Below are 23,338 nucleotides of genomic sequence, written 5' to 3'. Positions count from 1 at the left end.
GTTATGGCAAGACGTATTTTTAGCTTTCTTTTTATAGTGTTGGTTGTGTTTGCATTGGTGCAGTGCGCAAGAAGAGGTACACCGTCTGGCGGACCTAAAGATATTACACCGGCAGAGCTTATTAAGGCTACACCAGCCAATAAGAGCACTAATTTTAAGTTTAAAACCATTAAGTTGGAATTTAATGAGTATATAAAATTAAAAGATATACAAAAGCAACTAATTGTTTCACCGCCTTTAAAATACCAACCAGATATTACACCGCAAGGTTCTGCCAGTAAGTTTATAGAAATTACCCTTAAAGATACACTAAAGCCTAATACTACCTACACATTTAATTTTGGACAAAGTATAGAAGATAACAATGAGGGAAATCCAAGTAGTTTTTTAAGTTATGTTTTTTCTACGGGAGACTACATAGATTCTTTAAGTATATCTGGTGTTGTTAATGATGCTTTTAAACAAAAAGTAGATGAGTATGTTAGTGTAATGTTGTATAAAGTGGATAGTACGTATACAGATTCTACCATTTACAAAGAGCCTCCTTACTACATTACAAATACGTTAGATAGCACCAATATCTTTTCATTAAAAAACCTAAAAGAGGGTAAGTATGCTTTATTTGCTTTAAAAGATGAGGGTAATAATAATAAATTTGATCAGGGAATTGATAAAATTGGTTTTTTAGACCACTATATTAATATACCAACAGATTCTATTTATGTGCTAAATTTGTTTAAAGAAGTAACAGATTTTTCTATGTCTGTGCCAAGTTATGCATCAAAAAATAAAATACTTTTTGGTTATAACGGTAATGGTAGTGATGTAAAAATTATACAAAAAAGTTATCTGCCAGATAGTGTAAAAACTAAGGTTACTAAAGAGTTAGATAAAGACACACTAAATTATTGGATTACTCCTTTTGAGGCCGACTCTTTAATTTTTAATGTAGTTAGTAACAGAAACAAAACATTAGATACGTTTATTGTTAAAACAAGAAAACTTCCTGCAGATTCATTAAAATTTACAGCTGTTTCTAATAAAAAAATTAGTGTAGAAAATCAATTTTGGATTTCTGCTAATACACCAATAAAGACTATAGACACGTCAAAAATAAAAATAGTAGATAAAGATACTTTACCGGTTATTGCGCCAATAAACTTAGATACTATAAAAAATAGGATAAATTTTGATATGGTTGTGCCTTTAGAAAACCAGTATAGCATTACTTTATTGCCAAATGCGGTTACAGATTTTTTTAATGCAGTAAATGATACTATAGAATATAGAGTGTCTTATGTAGACCCTACAGAGAATAGTGTGTTAACAGTAAGCTTAGCAGGGCAAGTTACGTATCCTGTAATTGTACAGTTAATAGATGGCTCTGGTAAAGTTGTAAGAGAGCAATTTGCTATAGAACCAAAATCGTTGGTCTACAAAAATGTAAAACCTGGTGAGTACCAAATTAGAGTTATAGAAGATACTAACGGTAACCAAAAGTGGGATACTGGTAATTATTTAGAAAAAACTTTTCCGGAGAGAGTAAGTTATTCTCCTGCGCTAAACCTAAGAGCCAACTGGGAGGAAACATTGGAGTTTAGCATTACAAGGTAAATGTATCTCTGTCTTCTAAAAACTTTAATTTATTTCTAGTATCAATAATATGCTGCTTGCTAAGGGTAGTTTGTAAAATTTCTTCTGATACAGAAAAACAAATTTTGTTACCAAGTGTATCATAAATTGCAGAATGTCCTGTGTACTCATAATCAGTATTATCTTTACCAACACGGTTAACGCCAATGCAATAACTCATATTCTCTATGGCTCTTGCTTTTAGGAGTGTATCCCAGGCTGTTATGCGTTGTTTTGGCCAATTTGCAACATAAAGTAATATGTCGTAGTCTTCGGTATTACGTGCCCATACAGGAAACCTTAAATCGTAACAAATTAAGGGGCAAATTTTAAACCCTTTATAAGTTACAATTAGTTTATTATTACCAGCTTGGTATACTTTGTTTTCGCCAGCTAAAGTAAAAGTGTGTTTTTTATTGTAGATATTGTAGGTTCCATCTTCAAAAACAAAAAATAGACGGTTGTATAAAATGTTATTTTCAGAATAAGCTATGCTTCCTGTAATAGCACAATTTTTATCCTTAGCAATTGCTTGCATCCACTTTAATGTTTTTTTGCCTTCTTCTATAGGTACATTGTTTGGAGTCATTGTAAAACCCGTGGTAAACATTTCTGGTAAAACAACTAAGTCTGTTTTGGTTGTTATTGCTTTTATTTTGGTAGATAAAACATTTCTATTTTCCACAGGATTTTCCCAAATAATAGGTGTTTGTACTAATGTAATGTGCAAAGTGTTACTGGAGCTCATTGTAATATCTATTTTAAACTTATGGTGTACTAGTATAAAAGTACTACTTTTAATATAAAAATAAGTAGCTCCTTGTTAGCCTATAGGGTAATTAAATAAGGATAAAAACGACATACGATATACAACCAAAATAATTAAAAAAATGAAGAAAGCAGTTTACGCATTGTTGGCAATACTACTATGTAGTTTTATGCCCTCTAAAAAAGGTTTAACTAATGCAGATAAGGAGTTAGTTGTTACTGAAATGACAAGGACAAGCAAAAAGTTGTTAAAAACTATAAAAGGGTTAAGTAATGAGCAGTTAAACTTTAAAGTAAGTCCAGAGTCTTGGTCCGTAGCAGAGTGCGTAGAGCATATAACAATATCAGAGAGTTCTATTTTTGGTATGGTAGAACAAGCGGTTAAAATACCAGCTGATGCAGCTAAAAGAGAAAAAGTTAAAGTTTCTGATGATGAGGTGATTGCTATAATGATGAATAGAAAAAACAAGTCTCAATCACCATCTGCTTTTCAGCCAAGTGGAAAATTTGGAAGCCATAAAGAAACCGTAAAAGCTTTTGTTGCTAAAAGAAAGCAAAACATTAAATATGCAAAAAAAACGGAGAACAACCTAAGAAACCATTATGGCGAAATGCGTTTTGGTACCATAGACGCCGTACAATTAATGGTTTTTATTTCTGCTCATTCTGAAAGACATACATTACAGATTGAGGAAATAATGAATAATGAAAATTTCCCTAGAAAATAGTGACAAGTTTTGGCTTTCTATTAAAATAGGCTGTGTTTTTTGTAAAAACACAGCCTATTTTTCTTTTAATTGATTGATATTTACTGTAGTTGCAATATTTTTTATCATTTTTGCACTAAAAAATAGTTTTTAAAGCAAGTTATTTCTTACTTGGTTAGAAATGTGCTATATTTAAAATAAAGAGAGGTTAAGTTTTGCAGAAAACACATACAAATATTTTTATTGATGATGCACCTATAGAGATAGGTGTTTTAGATGTTAATATGCATTTTGTAAAATGCTCCAAACTTTGGTTAAGTAAATTAGGAAAAACAGAAAAAGATATAATTGGTAAATCTTATTATGATGTTTTTCCTGATACAACAGATGAGGTAAAAAAAATTCATGAGTATTGCTTATTAGGCAGTTATATTAGTTTTGATGGGGAAAAAATTATAAATAAAGCCGGAAAAGTACAGTGGTTTAATTATAAAATTAATTCTTGGAAAAACGAAAAAGATAAAGTTGGAGGCTTAATTATAGTTAGGGAGGATATTTCCTTTAAACGGAACGAAGAAGAATACCGTTTAAAAGCACAGAGGGTTGCAAACGTTGGGGGCTGGGAAGTAAACCTAATTAGTAATGAAGTGTATTGGACCAATATCACAAAACAAATTCATGGTTTAGATGACACATATGTGCCTTCTCTAGAAAATGGAATTAATTTTTATAAAGAAGGTTATCACAGAGAAAAAATAGTTTCTTTAATAAGCGAAGCTATTAGTAATGGCACGCCGTGGGATGAAGAGTTAATTATTGTTACCGTAACTGGAGAAGAGAAGTGGGTTAGGGCTATTGGAAGAGTAGAGTATGTTAATGGAAAAGCTGTTAAGTTAACAGGTACGTTTCAGGATATAGATGAAAAAAAGCGAGCTGATTTAGAGCGTTCTGAAATTGAGAAAAGACTAAATATTGCTACTAAAACAGCAAATATTGGGGTTTGGGATTATGATTTGGCAAGGCAAGAGCTTAATTGTGATTATGAGACTTTAGCACTGTATGGAGCGGAAAAGTTTACTCACAAAAGTTTGTATGATGCCTGGAAAAAAATTTTAGTAGAAGAAGACAAGGAAAGGGTAATAAATGAAATGCATTTTGCGATACAAAATGATGATGAATTTAACACCGAGTTTAGAATCCGAACAAAAAACGGAAAGGTTAAGTATATAAAGTCCATAGGACAGTTGCACAAAGACCAAAACACAGGAGCCGTTAAAATGATAGGTGCCAACTGGGATATTACAGAGTATAAGCAAGTTGTTTTAAAGTTAGATAAAAGAAAAGAATCATTTGCAGGGGTTTTTAACAACTCTTCTGTAGGTATGGCTTTAATTGGTTTAGATGGCAAATGGTTAAAAATTAATAAAAGCCTTTGTAACAGTTTAGGTTATTCCAAAAAAGAGTTAATGAGTTTAACTTTTCAAGATGTAACCCACCCTGATGACTATTTAAAAGATCTAAATTTTTTAGATGAGTTAATAGCTGGTAAAATTGATAATTACCAAATAGAAAAAAGGTATTTTCACAAAAAAGGACACACTGTTTTCGTAATTTTATCTGTTACTAAGGTTACAAAAATAGACGGTACCTTATCTCATTTCATTTCTCAAGTAGTAGATATTACATCTCGTAAGGAGGCCGAAGAAAAAGTTAAGGCGGTATTAAAAATTACTGCAGACCAAAATGAAAGCTTAACAAATTTTGCGCATATAGTGTCTCATAACTTAAGATCGCATTCTACAAACCTATCTATGCTTACGGGCTTTTTAATTAATGAGACAGACCCAGAAGAGAGGGCTAATCTAATTAATATGTTAAATGAGTCTTCAGATAGTTTAGACGAAACTATTACCCATTTAAATGAAGTAGTAAGTGTTAAGTTAAATGTACTTGGTAAGTTAGAGGGTGTTAGAATTTTAGAAACCTTTGATTCTGTTAGAAAAAGTATAATAGCTTTGTTAAATGAAAATAACGTTATTTTAAATATACAAATACCTAAAGAGTTTGTGGTTAGTGCAGTACCTGCATATTTAGAAAGTATTTTGTTAAATTTGCTTACAAATAGTATTAAGTATAGTTCCCCCAAACGAAGATTGGTTATAGATGTGAAAACAAGACGTGAAAGAGGTAAAATTGTACTTACTTTTTCAGATAATGGTTTAGGCATTGACATGAAAAGGCATAAGCATAAAATTTTTGGAATGTATAAAACATTTCACAAGCATAAAAATTCTAAAGGTATTGGTCTTTTTATAACCAAAAGTCAAATAGAAGCAATGAACGGAAAAATTGAAGTAGAAAGTTCTGTGGACATTGGCACAACATTTACACTATATTTTAATTGTTTTAAATAATTTGTATGAATAAAGTTTTTAGCGCTTGTATAATAGACGACGATCCAATTTTTGTTTATGGTACCAAGCGTATAATGAAAGAAGTTGGTTTTTCTGAAGAAATTGAAGTTTTTGAAAATGGTTTAGATGCCATAGAGGAACTGACGCAAAAATCTATAGTTGAGAAAAAATTACCAAGATTAATTTTTCTGGATCTAAATATGCCAATTATGAATGGTTGGGAGTTTTTAGACGATTTTATAAAAATACCAGAGCATATTAGAAAAGATGTTGTAATTTATATTGTGAGTTCTTCTATTGATCCTAGAGATATAGAAAGGGTAAAGACCTATGATATTGTTACAGATTATATTCTAAAACCTGTAACTCCTAAAGATTTAAAAAATATGCTAGACGACTTAAGTGTTTAGTGTTCTCCAGGCGTAAAGTCTTCAGGTGCATTTTGTGGTAAATTTGTAGTGTTATTATTACCTGTGTCGTTAAATATAAACCACTGGTTAAATTGGTAGTTGTTAGAGCCTGTATTTATTGATTCTTTTCTTAGCGCTTTTCCGTCTTCAAACTCATGATTGGTATTAGTGCCATCTTCGCCAATAACACCAAAAACATCTATAGTAGTGCCAAATGGGTCTATTAGCACTAAATTATCATCGCCATTAGAATCTGCTACGCTATTTTTACCTATGCTTATGTCTGGTTCAATACCGTAGGTTGCAACAAACTCATCTTTATTTGGCGAAATTACAAGCGTACTTTTTGCATTAATACTATAGCCAGTTAGGTCTAAGCTAGAGCTAATATCTGTACTTGCGTTGGTGTACCTATTAATTTTCCAATTGTTTAAGTCTAAAGCTTCGTTGCTAGAGTTGTATAGCTCTATAAACCTTGCGCCGGTATTATTGTTAGGGTCTGCTAGTTCAGAGAAAAATACAGAGGTTGAGGTAAATTCTGTTACAATAGGCGCACAGCGGTTTTGAGTAAAATCTATATCAGTTAATGATCTAATTTTTAGTTTTAATTCGTTTTTATCTTCAATTAAAACAGCTGTAATATTTCCGCTTTTATTAGGTAGTATATTAGTTGCAAAATCTGCATAACCACTGTTAACTAGCTTTATTTGGTTTCCAACGCAATCTTTAATAGTGCGTTCTGTTTCTTCATTTTTATTTGCAAATGTGTTATTCAATTCTTCTTCAATAAACTCTACATTGTTTAAAACTACAAGTGTATTAATTTTGCTTGCTGTTAAATTTTCTATAGTGCTTTCTGTTGCTTGGGTGGGTGGGTTGCTGCAGGTTGTATACATGTGTTCTTGCACTTGTAAGCTAGGTAATCTGCCAACAGTTTGGTTTCCAAAGGATGTAAAAACACCGCCAATTACATATGTATTATTTTTTTTAGCAATGTAGAGTCCTTTTAACTTTATAATTACTTTTTGTCCTAGTTTGTATTGTAAATAATAATCTCTTAAATCTACTAGGAAAGAAATGCCGGTTGTAGGGTCTATAGCTTTGTCTTGAATGTGTATTGTTCCAAAAAAATTATTTTCAATATCTGATGATACAATATAGCCTTCTATAATTATGTCTTCTTGCACTTGTGTAATACCACCCTCAGTAATAGTGTTTAAGTTAATTAAGCTTAAGTTGTATGCCAGTTCTGCACATTTGGTTTCTGGAATGTTAAAATCCTTGTCCTTAACACAGCTTATTATTAAAAAAAATGAGATACTTATTGTTAGGTATTTTTTTAAAATCATATTAAAAACTAATTGCTAAGTTTAAAAAGAATGTACGCCCATAGCCATACCAGTATTTAGTGCCAAATGATGGGGTGGTGCTTAAATTGTCTTGTTTCATTTGTCCGTAGTTTCCGTTTCTACTCTGTTCATAACCACCAGTTTTAAAAACGGTATCAAACACATTATTAACACTAGCAAATACACTAACATATTTGCCATTTATAATCCAAGATTTTCCGCCAACAATGTTTAGTAAGTAAAAATCTTTCATTTTATTTTGAGCAAGTAATTTGTTTACGTTCTCTGGGGTAGCGTCTGTAAAGGGTTCATTTGTGTCTGGGTTTAAGTAAAAACTACGGGTTCTGGTAATGGTAGATATATTAGCGTAGTTATTACCTAAAAAGTTAGCAGAGCCACTAATCCACCAGTATTTAGGATCTCTATACTCTAAGCCTATTGCAATTGCTTTTTGTGGTCCTTGAGCAAGCTTGTAATTTTTAATGTTGCTTTCTCCTAAGTTGCTATATCCTTCTAAGTTTATTGCATTTTCATCATTGTTAGTGGTGTCAAAATTTATAGTAACATTAGGGTTGTTATTGTAGGTGTAGTCTGCTATTGCTGCTACTCCTGTAACTTTAACGGAAGAAGATAACTCATATTCCAAGCCAATTTCAATACCCTTGTGTTTTTTGTCTATTCCTGTAACTACCTCCTGTACAAAGTCAGACCCAATTCCAGATTCTACAAAAAAGAAATTAACATCAGTTTCGTGATTAAACAGAGAGTAAAATGCAGAAACACGACCAGTAAGTTTTGGCAAGCGTATAAAGTAATTTACATCTCCTGTTCTAATTGTTTGGTTTTTAATATTGTTAACAACAGCATTGTTTTCTCTTGGGTTAATAAAGGTATTTTGTATTGTTGGAGGTTTTTTTATAAATGCAAATTTGCCATTAACCCAATGTCTCCCATTTATTTTATAGGTAAAAGATCCTTTAAAATTTAGTGCATTAAAATTTACTTTTTTGCTTTGTCCTATTGATGTTTCTGGGTAGCGTTCATTTTTAAATAAACCGTTTCTTTGGTAACTAATTGTATTTGTGTTTATAGCCAAAGATGCATACCACTTTTTATATGTAGCTTTTATTTGTGCAAATGCATTTAAATTATTTGCGGTTAAGTTGTAGTTATAGCTAAAAATTTGATTGTTTGTTTTGTTGTTATTTCCATTAACATCATTGCTAGTGTTAGAGAATGTGTCAATATCCAAATGGTATTCTGCTCCTAATAAATCATCAATAATAGCATAATTTTTAGTGCTGAGGTTTTTGTATAATATACCAGAATCTATAGTGAAATGTTTGTTAATTGTAATATTTGCCGTAGAGTTAAAAGTTATAATTTTATCATCTACAACATCATTATATAAAACATAAGATGCCTTAGCATCTTCATAAGTGTTATTTGCGTTATAAATATTACCCCAGTTTATTTGAGAGTTTTTAATAAACGATTGTCTTGCTGTTTCTGCACTTTCAAAATTAGCGCCAATTGGACTATTTATATAAAAACTAGGAAGATAACGGTAGTATGTAGCATCTGGGTTTGGAGCATTGTAGTAGCCTAACCTACTTTTTTTATGTGGGCCAAATTTGTAACTAACCCCTGTATTTATAGTTGCGTTTTTAGTTGTATAAATATGATTAAACATTAAAATCGGTTGCGTAATTTTACGTTCTCTAGAATTTCTAATTTTTTTGTTTTGTAGGCCCCAATACGGATTATATTTTCTTCCTTTTAATAAAAAGACTTCTTCTGTTACTGCAGAAGACCTGCCTCTACGGTTAGTTGCAGCTATTGCTGTTGCTAATAATGTGTTTTTTGAATTTAACTTGTATTCCAAGGCGCCAAATACTGAATATGCATCATATAATGTTCCATTTAAATATCCTTGTTTTGCCCATCTTCTAGAGGCAGATATGCTGTAGGTTATCCCTTTTTTGTTTGTTGATGATGTATGGGTAGTCATTGCGCGTCCTGTATAAGTTCTGTTTGCTGCAGAAAATGAAACTCTTGTTCCAGGTCTCATTTTAGACGGTTGTGTGTTAATATTTGTTGTTCCTAAAATACCACCAAAACTATACTTGGCAGGTTGTAGTCCATAAGTAAATTCTTGGTTTCTTGTGACATCATTTAATCCTCCCCAGTTATTCCATTGAGGTCTTCCATCACTAATATTATTCATAGCAATACCATTTATTAATACTTTGCTATATTTAGAATCGTATCCTCTAACTCTAAAAAAAGCCTGTCCAAAATCAAAGGCTGCTCTTGATAAAAACACGTCTCTGGTTGCTTGTAATAAGCCCGAAGTAATTGTACTGGTTTCTTCTTCAGATAGGGCTGTATCTGTTAAGGTTATTAAGTTATCTACTTTCTCAACGGTAATATCTTTCTGTAAATAAATAGTACCCAAATCTATATTTTGGTTTGTAATTGTTATTGGTAGCTTTACTGTGCTGTAATCTTTAACCGTAATTTTTATGATGTAGTTGCCTTTGTTAACAGATATTTTGAAAGCATTATTTATAATACTTGTGGTAGAGTTTGTCTCTTGTATATCTACAGTACCAGCTAATTGTAATGATTTTTTTTGTGGATCTTCTACGGTTGCTTTAATGGTATATTTACCTTGAGCAACTACTATATTTACTGCAAATAATAAAGATAAAATATTGGCAAACAATCGCATAACTCTGTGAAAATAGAGTTTTTTAAGGAAATTTCCTTATTTTTATATGAAAAATTGCTAATAAAATGAATATCAAATGTAAATATATAAGTTTTTTCTTGATAATTTTTTTATGTACAGAGTTGGATTTAATGGCTCAGTCTAACCAACGTTATCAAATTAGAACTATTGCTTTTTACAATTTGGAAAATTTATTTGACACAATTAATAATCCTAATACTTTTGATGATGATCGTACGCCATTAGGAAAAGATAAGTGGACTAGCGGTAGGTATATGGCAAAACTTAAAAATATGTCTACTACATTGGCTAAAATTGGTAGTAGTGTTACTAATTCATCTCCAGATATAATTGGTGTTTGTGAGGTGGAAAATGATACGGTTTTAACAGATTTAATTCAGCAACCAGCATTAATAAATAAGGGGTATGGAGTTATACATTATAACTCTCCTGATGAAAGAGGTATTGATGTAGCGTTGCTTTATAAAAAGGATGCTTTTATACCAACATCATTTAAAAGTCATAGGCTATTATTGTTTAAGGATAATAATTATAGGGACTATACAAGAGACCAATTAATTGTTGGTGGTTTGTTAGATGATGAGGAGGTTTACTTTATAGTAAACCATTGGCCATCTAGAAGTGGAGGTGAAGCCCGTAGTAGGCCTAATAGAATTGCGGCGGCTAAGCTTAATAAAAAGATTATAGACTCTGTTAGGCGTTTAAATATAAATGCTAAAATTATTAGTATGGGCGACTTTAATGATGACCCAATTAACAAGAGTTTTAAAAAGGTGCTACAAACTGAAGGTAGATTAAAAAAGGTTTCAGATAGTATATTGTTTAATCCTATGGATGAGTTGTACAGGAAAGGTGAAGGTTCCTTAGCTTATAGAGATAAATGGAATATTTTTGATCAAATTTATTTTACAGGTAACCTTGTAAATAAAGAGCGTAAAACATACTCCTTTTGGAAGGCATTTATATATTCAGCACCTTTTTTAATAACCGATAAGGGTAGGTATAAAGGTTACCCTAAAAGAACTTATTCTGGTGGTAGTTATACTGGTGGTTATAGTGATCATTTTCCAGTTTATATTTATTTAATTAGAAAACAGGATAATTAATTTGTCTGCTTTTAGGCAAAAAAACCAAGTGAAGTGTATCACTTGGTTTTTTAGTATTTTGTTTTTTGTATTTATTTTAAAACCATTGTCCCCAAGGAATTCTACTTAAAAGGCATAGTAATCCTAAGCCATAAAAAATGGCTATTAATTTAAATTTTTTAGCGCTCTCCATTACTTTTTTGTGTTTAGACCACCCAATTGTAATAAGTACTATTGCAATTATGTTTATAAATGGATGCTCTACGGCTAGCAAACGAGCTGCAGAACTTAGTCCGCCCATTCCGTTGCTTGTAATTGCTTCTAATCCGTTAGGCGATACAAAAAATAAAATTAGGCCAATTAGTAGCTGTAAATGCGATAATATTAGTGCAAATAATGACACTCTAAAGTCTTTACCTAAGTTAAAATCCCTTTTAGATGTTAACCCAGAAATAGCATTTATAACAGCTAAAATTAAGATAGCTAAAACTATAAAAGCAAAGTAAGAATGTAAGTTTAAAATTGTAGTATACATAGTAAATTGTTTAACTATAAAAGTAATAAAAAATAAGGTTTTTTTGACTTATTCCCATTTATTTTCTGCTTCGTTACCACCCCAAATAATTGTAGCTAAATAAGGATTGTCTATAAATGGGTTTCGGTTTCCTTGTGCCTCTTCAATTACGTTATTACGTTGAATTTCGAAACCAGATACTGGGTCTGCTACATTCCATTCTAAAAATAAATCTAATGTGCCTACTTGTGTAATATCTTCATTATATCTAATATTTAAGTAAAGTACCATACGTGCAACATCTCCTCTCCAATCGTCACCAGGATACCATTTGTTGGTGCCTACTAGTTTGTAATCCCCAGAGCCATCTGTATACGCAAAATTACTTCTGTCTTCATTTACAATAGCATCACAAGAACGTAAATGGTGTAAATCTGAAACTGCGATATTAGAACCTAATTTAGACTGTGGGAAAATATGTTCTGTATTAAATGTTTGTGGAGAATGACTATTAGAACCTGACTGATATTCTCTGTGGTCTCTACTTTCACCCGAATACATTAAAATTACGTTGTCTGCTATAGTTTCATCTTCGTCTGCGTTATACAAATAATTGTGTCTTTGCCCGTAAGATAAAATAGTTGTGTGTTTGTTAGTTGTGTGCTCTTTTAAAGCGTTTAAGGTAACTTCTGCATTGTTGCTAAAAGCAACGTTAGAATAATATTCTTGTAATTCTGCGGGTATATTAAAACTTAGTTTTTCGGCAATCGTAATAGTAATTGTTGCTGTTGAGCAAGTAGCATTAGGCTTATCGTTATCACAAATGGTATATGTAAAAGTATCGTTACCAGTAAAGTTGCTTTGTGGTATATACACAATTTCTCCGTTACTGTTAAGTTCTACAGTTCCACTAGATCCACTGCCGTCTACAGAAGTTAATATAGCATCATCAATAATAGTGTCGTTATCTAAAGCAGTTGTAATTGTGGTAGCTGTATTTTCTACTGTTGCATAGGCATCATCTACTGCTAGAGGGTCTCCTTCATCTACAATAGAAACTGTTACTGTAGCTGTAGAACAGTTGGGAGTTTCTTCAGTATCACATATTGTGTATGTAAATGAATCAACGCCTATAAAATCTGCTTTAGGAGTATATGTGTATGTGCCATCTCTATTTTCAATAATTGTGGCGCCACCAGTGCTGGTAGCGTCAAAAGAAGTTATTTTGGCTCCTATTCTAGAATCATTTTCTAAAAGGTTACTTATAATTAAATCTTCGTTTTCTATACCTGTTACTTCATCATCTACAGCAATTGGTTTGTTTACAGGAGTTGGGTCTGGGTCTGGTTGTTCTGTACCTCCATCAGAGCTACTGCATCCTAACATAATAACTGATAATAGTATAGTGTATGCGTAGTTTTTAATATTTAAAATAAATTTCATCATCATCTCGTCTTAATAGTAAATTGATACTTATAAAATAATATTCTGCTAATTTAAGCTTTTTGTTTTTTTTGATATTAAACTGTATTAATAAAAAAACCTCTGTCTAGTTATAGACAGAGGTTAATTTTTTAAAATGTTAGCCTATTATTGTAGAACGTATGCTCCACCTTCTAAAATAACATTCATAATCCAAACTTCATTAGAACCTGAATATACACTGTATGTTACTGAGAATTTTTGACCTTCCTCAGCATCAGGGAAGTTAGCTAATAAAATTGTATTTATTTTAGCTAATCTAGATTCAACTGTAGCTTCAGCTTTTCCTTCTCTTACATCAAAATTGTTATACTGTCCGTTTCCTACTGAAGCGTAATCTGCAGCAGTTAACGTATATTTAATTGTGTTGTCTGGTACCCAAGTAGTACCGTCATGAGCAAACTGAATAGTTTCTGTAGCAACATTATTGTATTTAGACCAGTTAGCACCGTCAAATATAAAATTGCTAGTGTAAGTAACAGTTCCTCTAATGTCGTTACCGTCTGCATCTTCTCCTACTTTAGTGTAAAGCTCATAAGTTGCAACTACAATATCACCAGCTTCTTTAGCGTCAAATTTAAAACGTTCTGGTAAAGTAACAGGTATTTTTAAAGCTGCTTCATCATGGCTAGAAAAGTTAGGGTAGCTTTCTCCCATTGCGTTATATTCTGCAGGTGTAAAACCAACAAATCTAGTCCACTCTCCGTTTTCAAATAAGAAACCATCTGTAAGCTCAGTAGTACTACCAGCGTAGTACTCATAACGTAAAGAAACAAAATCACCTTCTTCAGCAGCAGGGTATTCAGCAGCTAAGAACTCAAATACATGATCTTCATCAGAAAAATTTCCAAATGTTTGACCTGTAATTTCATTATGTTCTTCTGCAGTTAATACTCTAATTTCTGCTTCATAAGTTGGTATTCTGTTGTACCAATCAAAAGTAACTAAAGCTGTAGAAACCTGCTCAATTTCTATATCATTATCGTAAGTTACACCTAAAAATGGGTAAGTTTCTGTTAAGTAGTTAGGTATTAATGCTTTTGCATCGTCTACAGAACTAAAGTTAGCAAAGTCAAACTCAAAGAAATCTTTGTAATCGTCCTCAGTAAATGTATACTCAATGTTTCCTATCTCAGAGTCAATAGCATTTAAAACATTTAACTCTTTGTTAATGTCTTCCATTGGGTCGCAAGAGGTTAAGAATAACCCAATTGCGATTAGTGAATAAATAATTTTTTTCATCTTAAATATACTTTTTTAATTAAAATCTAATTTTTGTGCTAACACTAAAAGTTCTACCAAAACCGTAGAAAACGCTAGCTGTTAATGCGTCGTGATCAGAACCATCTTGCGCATCTGCAATGTATCTTGTATCAAATACATTGTTCATTCTTAAAGTGATAGTTGTATCATATTCACCTAATTTGAAACCGTGTCTTAAACCAGCGTCAAATAAACCATAATCTGGAACTTTCCAAGCTTCTGGTGTAGAAGAGTCTCCACGGTCACTAGGATCGTAGTTAGCGTATAAGTTATCATAGTAGTTGTAATCTATGATTAAGTTAGTTTTAGGCATAACTTCGTAGTTAAGTCCTAAAGCCATTGTAGTTTGTGCAGCATCACCAACACGTAAGTCTTTAATAAAGATATCTACAGTATTAACTAAATTTTGATCTTCGTCAAAAATTTCTACATCAGTAACATTGTTTTGCCATCTCCAGTCTCCTAAAGAAGCCATACCTGTTATTGTTAACTCTTCTGTAGCTCTATAAGTAAAGTCTAATTCTATACCTTGGTGCAATGCATTTACTCCTAATATGTTTGCAGTACCTAAAGTTCCATCAGGATTGTTAAATGTAGCTGTTTCAGTTCTGTCATTCCAAGTAGTTCTGTAAATGTTAAGGTTTGCAGCTAATTTTTCACTACGGTAACCGTATCCTATTTCTGCGCTAAATATTTTTTGGTTTTCTGCATCTGGGTTTTGGTTTTCGTTGTCAAATCCAACAAATACACCGCCAAAGTTTGCAGCCTTTTCAAAGTAACCAATGTTAGCAAAAACATTATGGTTGTCATCTAAATTGTAGTTAGCACCACCTTTTACACTATAACCTAAAAAGTTATATCTGTCTGTCTTCTGATCAGGATCAGAGTCTAAATAGTTAAAGTAATCTATTCTTTGGTAAGATGTGTTTGAGATAGCTGTAGATAAAAATGCAGAAAGCTTGTCTTGTGAGTACTCTGCTTGTGCAAAGAAACCTTGCCAGCCTACATTACCAACGTTGTGGTACTGACGCTTGTCACCAACTTGTAATCTAGCATTTGGGTTATTCTCGTTGTCATTATCTAATGCATAGCTACCACCTAATAAATCAGTAACTTCAGAATAGTGATCTCCTGTGTAATCTCTTAAGTCAATACCTACTAATAAATCTAAGTTTTCAGTTAAAGAGTTTTTGTAAGTAGATAAAAATCCAAACCACTCGTGGTTGTTTATAGATGCTCTTAAGTATGCCTCAGATCCAAAACCTTGACGACCGTTTTCACGGTTAATTTCTACGATGTTGTCTAAGTCTACTGGTTGATCAAAACCACCTAATCTAGTGTTAAATAAGTCTGTGTTACCAGCAGTACCACCACCACCACCTTTACCCCAAGAGGCATATAAAGCAGAAGATAAAATAGATTTGTCATCAATATTCCAATAGTGGTTTAAAGATGTTTGAGATTTGTGGTAGAAGTTATCTTCTATATGAGTAACTTGACCGTTTTTGTATCCCCAATCTGGGTTAAATCTAATACCACTTTCAGCATTTCTGTAAGTGTCAATAGAACTTCTGTTTTGACGTTGACCGTGTGTTTGTGGTGCACCAAAAGAAGTTAAAGATAATTTGTGATCGTCGTTAATTTGCTTAGATATGTTCACAAAGTAGTTAAAACCATTAAATTGTGTACCATCTACATAACCTTCACCAGTTGTTTTAGATGCAGATACTGTTGCAGCAAATCCATTATCCATTAAACCTGTTGATATTGTAGCACCATATTTTTGGTATCCGTCGTTACCAACACCACCAATAATACTACCACCTCTTTCTACGTCAGTAGTTTTAGATAAGATGTTAATTGTACCACCAATAGAAGGTACAGCTACTTTAGAAGCACCTAAACCTCTTTGTACTTGCATAGAAGAAGTAACGTCTGATAAACCAGCCCAGTTACTCCAGTATACTCTACCGTTTTCCATATCGTTAACAGGTACACCGTTAATCATTACAGCAACGTTTTCAGAATCAAAACCTCTAAGGTTAATTCTACCATCACCAAAACCACCACCAGATTTAGTAGCGTATACACCAGGTGTAGATTTTAATACCTCAGGAAATTCTTGAGTTCCTAATTTTAATTCAATGTCAGCAGCTTTAATAGTAGAAACAGCAACCGGAGTTTTTCTGTCTACAGCTACAGAAGCTACAATAACAACTTCTTCTAGAGCTTCAGCGTCTGGCATTAATGTAATTTTACCTAAATCTCCAACAGCATTAAAGCTTACTTCTTTGGTGATGTATCCTATGTATGATACAACTAATACACCAGAGTTACTAGGTGCAGAAATAGTAAAGTTACCGTCAAAATCGGCAGCCATACCATTTGTAGTTCCTTTTACAACTACACTTGCTCCTGGTAGAGGTCCTCCTAAATCACCATCCATAATTTTACCAGTGATGGTTCCTTGAGAAAATGCGAATGCCGTACATAATAACATAGCGACAAAAACGAAGTACTTTTTTTTCATTTTTCTTTTGTTCTTTAGTTTTTTTATTAACGGCACAAAAGTGTATAATTTATACTACTTGTACGTTAACAGAATGTTAAATCAGTTAACGCAAAAATAACATAAATTTAAGTTAAAATGGCGTTGATAAACAATAAGTTATCAACGCCATTTTAATAATTTTAGTAGGTGGTTTCTATTTTTTATAGGAGTCTAAAATTTGTAGTGTAGATGGGTCATGTGTTCCATTTTTGTCAGAATTTATATCTTTTAAAATAGTATTGGCTAATTGTTTGCCTAATTCAACACCCCATTGGTCGTAGCTAAAAATGTTCCAAATAATGCCTTGAACAAATATCTTATGTTCGTAAAGAGCTATTAATTTTCCTAAACTTTTTGGCGTTAATTTGTTTATTAGTAGCGTAGTTGTTGGTTTATTACCTTCAAAAACTTTAAAAGGTAGTAGTTCTGTTATTTCTTCATCTGATAGCCCTTTTGCTTTTAACTCTGTGAGTACTTCTTCTTTAGTTTTACCATTTAAAAGTGCTTCTGTTTGTGCAATAAAGTTAGCCATTAGTTTGTCTTGATGGTCTTGGTCTCCAAATAGTGATTCTTTAAAGCCTATAAACTCTGCAGGAATAACTTTGGTGCCTTGGTGTATTAATTGAAAAAATGCGTGCTGAGAGTTAGTTCCTGGTTCTCCCCAAATAATAGTACCTGTTTGGTAGTTTACAGCATCACCGTTACGGTCTACACTTTTTCCATTACTTTCCATAATACCTTGTTGCAAATAAGCAGAAAATCTACTTAGGTACTGTGAGTAAGGAATTATAGCCTCGGTCTCTGCATTATAAAAATTGTTATACCATATAGTTAGTAAGGCAGAAATAACTGGAATGTTTTCTGAAAACTCTGTGTCTTTAAAGTGTTCATCCATTTCATTAGCGCCCATTAGAAGACTATCAAAATTAGAGAACCCTACAGATAGCGCAATGCTTAAGCCAACTGCGCTCCATAAAGAGAAACGTCCGCCAACCCAATCCCACATAGGAAAAACATTATTGGTATCTATACCAAATTCTGCAATTTTAGCAGCATTTGTAGATACGGCAGCAAAATGTAAAGCAATATCGCTTTCTTTGGTTTTAAATTCTGGATTTAAAAACCATTTTTTTATAGTTGTAGCGTTGCTTAATGTTTCTTGTGTTGTAAATGTTTTAGATACAACTACAAATAATGTTGTTTCTGGGTTTAGTTCTTTTAGTATTTGGTGTACGTGGTCTCCGTCTACATTACTTACAAAGTGCATTTTTAAATGGTTTTTGTAAAACTTTAAAGATTCTACAACCATTGCAGGTCCTAAATCAGACCCTCCAATACCAATATTTACTACATCTGTAAAAGCTTTTCCTGTGTAGCCTTTACTTTTGCCAGAAATTATACTTTCTGTGTAATTTTTAATTTTTTCTTTAACAGCATAAATTTCAGGTATTACGTTTTTACCATCAACTAAAACGATGTCAGATTTTTTTGCTCGTAAAGCAGTGTGTAAAACAGCCCTACCTTCAGTTTGGTTTATTGGCTCTCCTTTAAAATAGCTTTTTATGGCGTCTTTTAGGTTTACCTGGTTTGCCAATTCTAATAAGTGTTTTACAGTATCTTCTGTAATTCTGTTTTTAGAATAGTCAAATATAAAATCGTTATCTTTTATGGTTAATTTTTTAGCACGATTTTCATCGTCCTTAAACAAATCTTTAACCTTAAGGTTTTTAGTATTGTTGTAGTTTTCTTGTAGTTTTTGCCAAGCGGCAGTTTTAGTAGGGTTGGTGTTCTGTAATGCCATTATTATGGATTAATTATGTTTTCTTCTTTATCTTCTTCTTGAGTAATTATTTTTTTAGGAAAAACAATTTTGTCTAATTGGTTTATTTTTGGTTTAATATGTGCCAAGTATCCTGTTTTTAAACTGTCGGCAATTGCTTCTGCAGTTGGTAGTTTTTCTCTAAGCGGATCTACTTGTTTTCCATTTTTCCAGAACCTATAACAAACGTGAGGGCCTCCAGTATTGCCTGTCATCCCTACCCAGCCAATTACATCTCCTTGCAAAACGTAGTCTCCTTTTTTTACATTTTGGTTTTTCATATGCAAATATTGAGTGCTGTAAGTTCCGTTATGCTTAATTTTAACGTACTTACCATTACCGCCGCGCCTTGTAGACTCCACAACGGTTCCGTTTGCAGTGGCAATAATAGGTGTGCCAATTGCAGCAGCATAGTCTGTGCCCTTATGTGGTCTTACTTTATATCCGTAATATTTTATTCTTCTTTTTAAATTATAGCGAGAAGATATTCTGTAATTAAATTTAATTGGAGCTTTTAAAAATGCTCTTCTTAAATTATTTGCTTCTTGGTCATAATAATCTGCTATTTGCTTTAATGAGTCTGTTACGTACTCAAAAGCATAAAAAGGTTTGCCGTTGTGTTCAAAATATGCAGCTTCTATAGGTTCAGATCCTGCATATATTGTATCATTAATATAGCGTTCTTTATAAATAACCTTAAACTTATCTCCTTTTTGTAGTCTAAAGAAATCTATAGACCAAGCATATATTTCAGACAGGTTGTTTGTTACGTTATAATCTATACCTTGTTCTAATATTGCTTCAGATAAAGAAGTATTTATGATGCCAGATGCCTCACGTTCTACATAAGTAACTTTTTTCTTTTTTTTGTAAACATTTACAGAGTCTCGTAAGTCTACAACAGTATAATTAATACGGTCGTTTTCGTAAATAAAGTATTGAGCAATTTCTGAAGTATCTTTAGACTTTAATATAACGTAAGGTTTGCCAACTCTAATGCGGCGCACATCAAAACTGTCTTTATATTCTTCAGAGATTTTATATATTTTTGGGTAGTCTACCTTGTTATTGGTCATTAACTCACCAAAACTATCACCGCTTCTAATAGTATCTTGTAAAACAGTAAAGTTATCTAAATTAAAACCATACTCCATTGCAACTATTGGTTTTTCTATAGTTACTACTTCTGGTATATTGTCATTAGGTTTTACCTTGCTATCCTTGCAAGAGATAAAAATAGAGATTGTTAAAAGTGAAAGAAGAAATTTTTGCATTATTTAGATTTTTCGGGGTTAAAGATATGGTCTATCCATTCTTTTCCCCAATTATTTAACTCTTCTTTTGTATATAAATATGGAAAAAACACCACTTTTTGAAAGCTAGGAGGTAAATATTGTTTCCAATTAGTTCCTCCTGTAGCATCTATGGCTTGTTTGTCTTTAGCTAAATACTTGTATGCAGAACCCATATGCATAAGCGGCCAGTTTACATTGGCATTAATGTCTAAGGCTTTTAAAGCTTTTATTAATTCTTTATTTTGTTGGCTTTCTTTAGGTAGAGCTAAGTATTTATGATAAATAGTATTGTTTTTAACCTGGTTTGCTATGCGTATTAAACGCGGTGTGTACCTGTACTCAAATTGTTTAAGTGTTAAAGTTTTTTCGCCAGTATCTTTATCTGTTGCTCCGTTTTTCCAGTAAATTTCTTCGTAAAGTTCTTCAATACTATTTTCTCCGGTATATTGTTCTCTTTTTGTTTTATGAACTAGGTTTTCTAAAGGAGCCGAATATAGTTCTATCATTCTATATTGTGCAGATTGAAAACCACTTGCTGGTAACAGCGCCATTCTGTATTTTAAAAATTGTTCTCTATCCATCCCATTTATCATAATACTAAATGAAGAAATAAGAACTTTAAAATAACTGTTTATTCTATTGGCTTTTTCAGTGAAAAATGCAACATCTTGAGATTTGTCGTCTACAATTTGTTTTTGTTCGTGTAATATAAGCTTAAAGTACAATTCCGTTATTTGATGATACATTATAAAAATTTCCTCATCCGGAAAATGTGTTCTTGGTATTTGTAAACTTAAAAGTGTGTCTAAATGAATATAGTCCCAATAGGTTAAGTACTTTTCGTAAAGTAAACCGTCTAGGTATGAACTTAAATCTTGACCAGATCCTTTGTATTTTTCTTCTAATTTTAAAATTTGAGACGCTATCTTTTCTTTATTGTCCATTAAATGTTAGTCCATTATTATTTTAAACTGATGCTTTAATCCGGCGTAACCATCTAGGTCTGCCTTTATAGAGCCAACAGCTAGGTCTGCTTTTATTCTAATAGGAATTCTATTGTCATCGTTAGAAACCCATAGTGATAAGCTTTCTTGTTCTTTAAAAACACGGCCAGACTCTACATAGGGTCTAAATTTATGACATTCTACTTTACCGTATTTAGTTTTTAAAGTTTCTTTTCCTAAATATTTTAGTTTAAATTTAAAAATACCATCATCATCATAAAGCAAGTTTAAAACAACAAATTCACCTTTTTTTAAATCTTCTGGTTTGTAATTGTTTCTTAGGTAATAAAATGCAGAAATTAAATCTTGAATTTTGTTGTCTATAGAAAAGTCTAATTTTCTATCTTTTTTATGATCATTTAAGGTTGCTTTTTTATTGGTGTAATCAAAATCAATATCCAAGTCTAAGGTATAGCTACCTTCACTAACTTTTCTAACAAATTTATAGGGCTTACCGTTATTTTTGTCAAAATAACTTTCGTAGGTATCATCTACTTTAAAAAATACACGAGCCAAACCTGTTGTTCTGCCCTTGCCCACCACATGGTACACAGACTTGCTGTCTATCTTATCATTTTTCACTTGTAGTGTGGCGTAACTAGCATTAAAAATTCCGTAATGAATTCTAAAGCGTAGCCATTCCCCTGCTTTAAACGCACTGTGCGTATTTTGGGAGTTAGCAGAAAAAGTTGCTAGTAATAAAAGGGTTATGTATACTTTTTTCATATCGTTATGATGTAAAATTACTAAAATTGAAAATACAATTAAATGTCTTTACAATTATTTAAACAATTTTTGTTCCAAAGTATTGCATAAAAAAAAGCCCAGTCTTAAAACTGGGCTTTTCCTAAATAACCAACCAAACTTTAAATTATGAAAAACCAATACTTAAAGTTAATAAGGGAACCACCCCTTATGCCGTCAAAAGTACTACATTAATTTAGAGTTGTAATTGGTTTTAACTTACTTTAACTAAAGTGTTAACACTACTTTAGCTTTTAAATGCAAAAATTACTGCATTCATAATAATATAGCGCTTTTGTTAAAGGGTTCCTCTAGATTCTTGCTCTCTTTCTATTGCTTCAAACAAAGCCTTAAAGTTTCCTTTACCAAAAGACTTAGCGCCTTTTCTTTGTATAATTTCTATAAACATTGTAGGCCTGTCTAAAATAGGCTTTGTAAATATTTGTAATAAGTAGCCTTCATCATCTCTATCTATTAAAATGCCAAGGTCTCTTAAAGGAGCTAGGTCTTCGTCAATTTCACCTACTCTGTCTAAAACATCTTCATAGTAAGATCCTGGAACAGTTAAAAATTCTACTCCACGATCTCTTAATGCAGTTACAGTTTCTATAATATTATCTGTAGCTAATGCCATATGTTGTACACCTGCTCCGTTATAAAAATCTATGTACTCTTCAATCTGAGATTTTTTTCTTCCTTCTGCGGGCTCGTTAATAGGGAATTTTATGCGCCCATTACCGTTACTCATAACCTTACTCATTAGAGCTGTGTATTCTGTAGATATGTCTTTATCATCAAAAGAAACTAACTGTGCAAAGCCCATAACTTTAGCATAAAACTCACACCATTTGTTCATTTCATTCCAGCCAACATTACCCACCATGTGGTCTATATATTTTAAACCGGTATCTGCTGGTTTGTAATGTGGGTTCCAAGCTTTATAACCTGGTAAAAACACTCCTTTGTAGTTGCTTCTTTCTACAAATACGTGTACGGTTTCTCCGTATGTATGTATTCCAGAAAAAATAACTTCTCCGTTTTCATCTTCCTCTTTTTTTGGCTCAAAATAGCTTTCTGCACCTCTGCTAGTTGTTTCATTATAACTTTTTGTGGCGTCATCCACCCAAAGAGCTACAGTTTTTACACCGTCTCCATGGGCATCAATATGTCTGTTAATATCTCCGCCAGAATTTAATGGAGAAGTTAATACAAGCCTAATTTTTCCTTGTTCTATTACGTAAGAAACACGGTCTTTTAAACCTGTTTCTAATCCAGCATATGCTAATGGCTGAAAACCCCAAGCAGACATATAATAATGGGCAGCTTGTTTTGCATTGCCTACGTAAAGTTCTACATAGTCTGTTCCTAATAGTGGTAAAAAGTCTTCTGCTTCTAAATTTTCTTTAGGTAATTTTAGGGATGTATTGTCTAGTGTTGACATGATATTTTGTTTTAAAGTTTATATAATTTGATATGATAAAATTTTCATCTTTTACTTAAAGATGAAATGCAGTATTAAAGTATGTGTTTCACCACATAGCCCTAA

Annotated in this window: 17 protein-coding genes; 5 read left to right on the top strand and 12 right to left on the bottom strand. The window is 32.3% G+C overall.

Going from position 1 to position 23,338, the window contains the following annotated elements; all coding sequences use genetic code 11:
- Positions 1-3 precede the first annotated feature (3 nt).
- Entirely contained in the window at positions 4-1,614 is a 1,611-nt protein-coding gene (locus tag BFJ87_RS12405; RefSeq protein ID WP_077405005.1) for an Ig-like domain-containing domain, read from the top strand.
- Here BFJ87_RS12405 and BFJ87_RS12400 read toward each other — a convergent pair.
- Complete coding sequence (locus BFJ87_RS12400) at positions 1,604-2,380, bottom strand: nitrilase family protein (protein ID WP_077405001.1); 777 nt, start codon at positions 2,378-2,380, stop codon at positions 1,604-1,606. The genes BFJ87_RS12405 and BFJ87_RS12400 overlap by 11 nt on opposite strands.
- Before the next feature lie 142 nt (positions 2,381-2,522).
- Between BFJ87_RS12400 and BFJ87_RS12395 the strand changes: the two genes are divergently transcribed.
- The 3 genes from BFJ87_RS12395 (at position 2,523) to BFJ87_RS12385 (ending at position 5,931) form a co-directional block, all read left to right on the top strand.
- The gene (locus BFJ87_RS12395; protein ID WP_077404998.1) at positions 2,523-3,128 is read left to right on the top strand and encodes a DinB family protein; all 606 of its coding nucleotides are present in this window, start codon (positions 2,523-2,525) and stop codon (positions 3,126-3,128) included.
- A gap of 194 nt (positions 3,129-3,322) precedes the next feature.
- Positions 3,323-5,521: a PAS domain-containing sensor histidine kinase gene (locus BFJ87_RS12390; protein WP_077404995.1), complete on the top strand. Its 2,199-nt coding sequence runs from the start codon at positions 3,323-3,325 to the stop codon at positions 5,519-5,521.
- Between the two features lie 5 nt (positions 5,522-5,526).
- Positions 5,527-5,931, top strand: coding sequence for a response regulator (locus BFJ87_RS12385; protein WP_077404992.1), 405 nt, complete (start codon positions 5,527-5,529; stop codon positions 5,929-5,931).
- Here the strand turns inward: BFJ87_RS12385 and BFJ87_RS12380 are convergent.
- A complete protein-coding gene (locus BFJ87_RS12380; RefSeq protein WP_077404989.1) occupies positions 5,928-7,280 on the bottom strand; it encodes a DUF5689 domain-containing protein in 1,353 nt (450 codons plus the stop codon). The two genes, BFJ87_RS12385 and BFJ87_RS12380, sit on opposite strands and share 4 nt — an antisense overlap.
- A 1-nt stretch (position 7,281) precedes the next feature.
- A complete protein-coding gene (locus tag BFJ87_RS12375) occupies positions 7,282-10,014 on the bottom strand; it encodes a TonB-dependent receptor (protein WP_077404987.1) in 2,733 nt (910 codons plus the stop codon).
- A gap of 65 nt (positions 10,015-10,079) precedes the next feature.
- On the opposite strand from BFJ87_RS12375, the gene BFJ87_RS12370 reads away from it, so the two are divergent.
- Entirely contained in the window at positions 10,080-11,141 is a 1,062-nt protein-coding gene (locus BFJ87_RS12370; RefSeq protein ID WP_077404984.1) for an endonuclease/exonuclease/phosphatase family protein, read from the top strand.
- A 76-nt stretch (positions 11,142-11,217) separates the two neighbouring features.
- Here the strand turns inward: BFJ87_RS12370 and BFJ87_RS12365 are convergent, their stop codons facing one another.
- The 9 genes from BFJ87_RS12365 to hppD form a co-directional block, all read right to left on the bottom strand.
- Positions 11,218-11,655 (bottom strand): hypothetical protein, encoded by a 438-nt coding sequence (locus BFJ87_RS12365; protein WP_077404981.1) that lies wholly within the window; start codon positions 11,653-11,655, stop codon positions 11,218-11,220.
- A gap of 48 nt (positions 11,656-11,703) precedes the next feature.
- A complete protein-coding gene (locus BFJ87_RS12360; protein WP_077404978.1) occupies positions 11,704-13,083 on the bottom strand; it encodes an endonuclease in 1,380 nt (459 codons plus the stop codon).
- A 141-nt stretch (positions 13,084-13,224) separates the two neighbouring features.
- Positions 13,225-14,358, bottom strand: a complete 1,134-nt coding sequence (locus BFJ87_RS12355; RefSeq protein ID WP_077404974.1) for a hypothetical protein — start codon at positions 14,356-14,358, stop codon at positions 13,225-13,227.
- A gap of 19 nt (positions 14,359-14,377) precedes the next feature.
- The gene (locus BFJ87_RS12350; RefSeq protein WP_077404971.1) at positions 14,378-16,909 is read right to left on the bottom strand and encodes a TonB-dependent receptor; all 2,532 of its coding nucleotides are present in this window, start codon (positions 16,907-16,909) and stop codon (positions 14,378-14,380) included.
- 175 nt (positions 16,910-17,084) lie between these two features.
- Complete coding sequence (pgi, locus tag BFJ87_RS12345; RefSeq protein WP_077404968.1) at positions 17,085-18,731, bottom strand: glucose-6-phosphate isomerase; 1,647 nt, start codon at positions 18,729-18,731, stop codon at positions 17,085-17,087.
- Between the two features lie 2 nt (positions 18,732-18,733).
- A complete protein-coding gene (locus BFJ87_RS12340; protein ID WP_077404965.1) occupies positions 18,734-20,023 on the bottom strand; it encodes a peptidoglycan DD-metalloendopeptidase family protein in 1,290 nt (429 codons plus the stop codon).
- Complete coding sequence (locus BFJ87_RS12335) at positions 20,023-20,988, bottom strand: tryptophan 2,3-dioxygenase family protein (protein WP_077404962.1); 966 nt, start codon at positions 20,986-20,988, stop codon at positions 20,023-20,025. The genes BFJ87_RS12340 and BFJ87_RS12335 overlap by 1 nt, the downstream gene beginning before the upstream one ends.
- A gap of 6 nt (positions 20,989-20,994) precedes the next feature.
- Positions 20,995-21,774: a DUF3108 domain-containing protein gene (locus BFJ87_RS12330; protein ID WP_077404959.1), complete on the bottom strand. Its 780-nt coding sequence runs from the start codon at positions 21,772-21,774 to the stop codon at positions 20,995-20,997.
- Between the two features lie 316 nt (positions 21,775-22,090).
- A complete protein-coding gene (hppD, locus tag BFJ87_RS12325; protein WP_077404956.1) occupies positions 22,091-23,233 on the bottom strand; it encodes a 4-hydroxyphenylpyruvate dioxygenase in 1,143 nt (380 codons plus the stop codon).
- Positions 23,234-23,338 lie beyond the last annotated feature (105 nt).

The organism is Cellulophaga omnivescoria, from assembly GCF_001999725.1.
In the GTDB taxonomy this organism is placed as follows: domain Bacteria; phylum Bacteroidota; class Bacteroidia; order Flavobacteriales; family Flavobacteriaceae; genus Cellulophaga; species Cellulophaga omnivescoria.
Note: the sequence above shows the minus strand (reverse complement) of the source record. Positions and strands in the feature narration are given on the sequence as shown.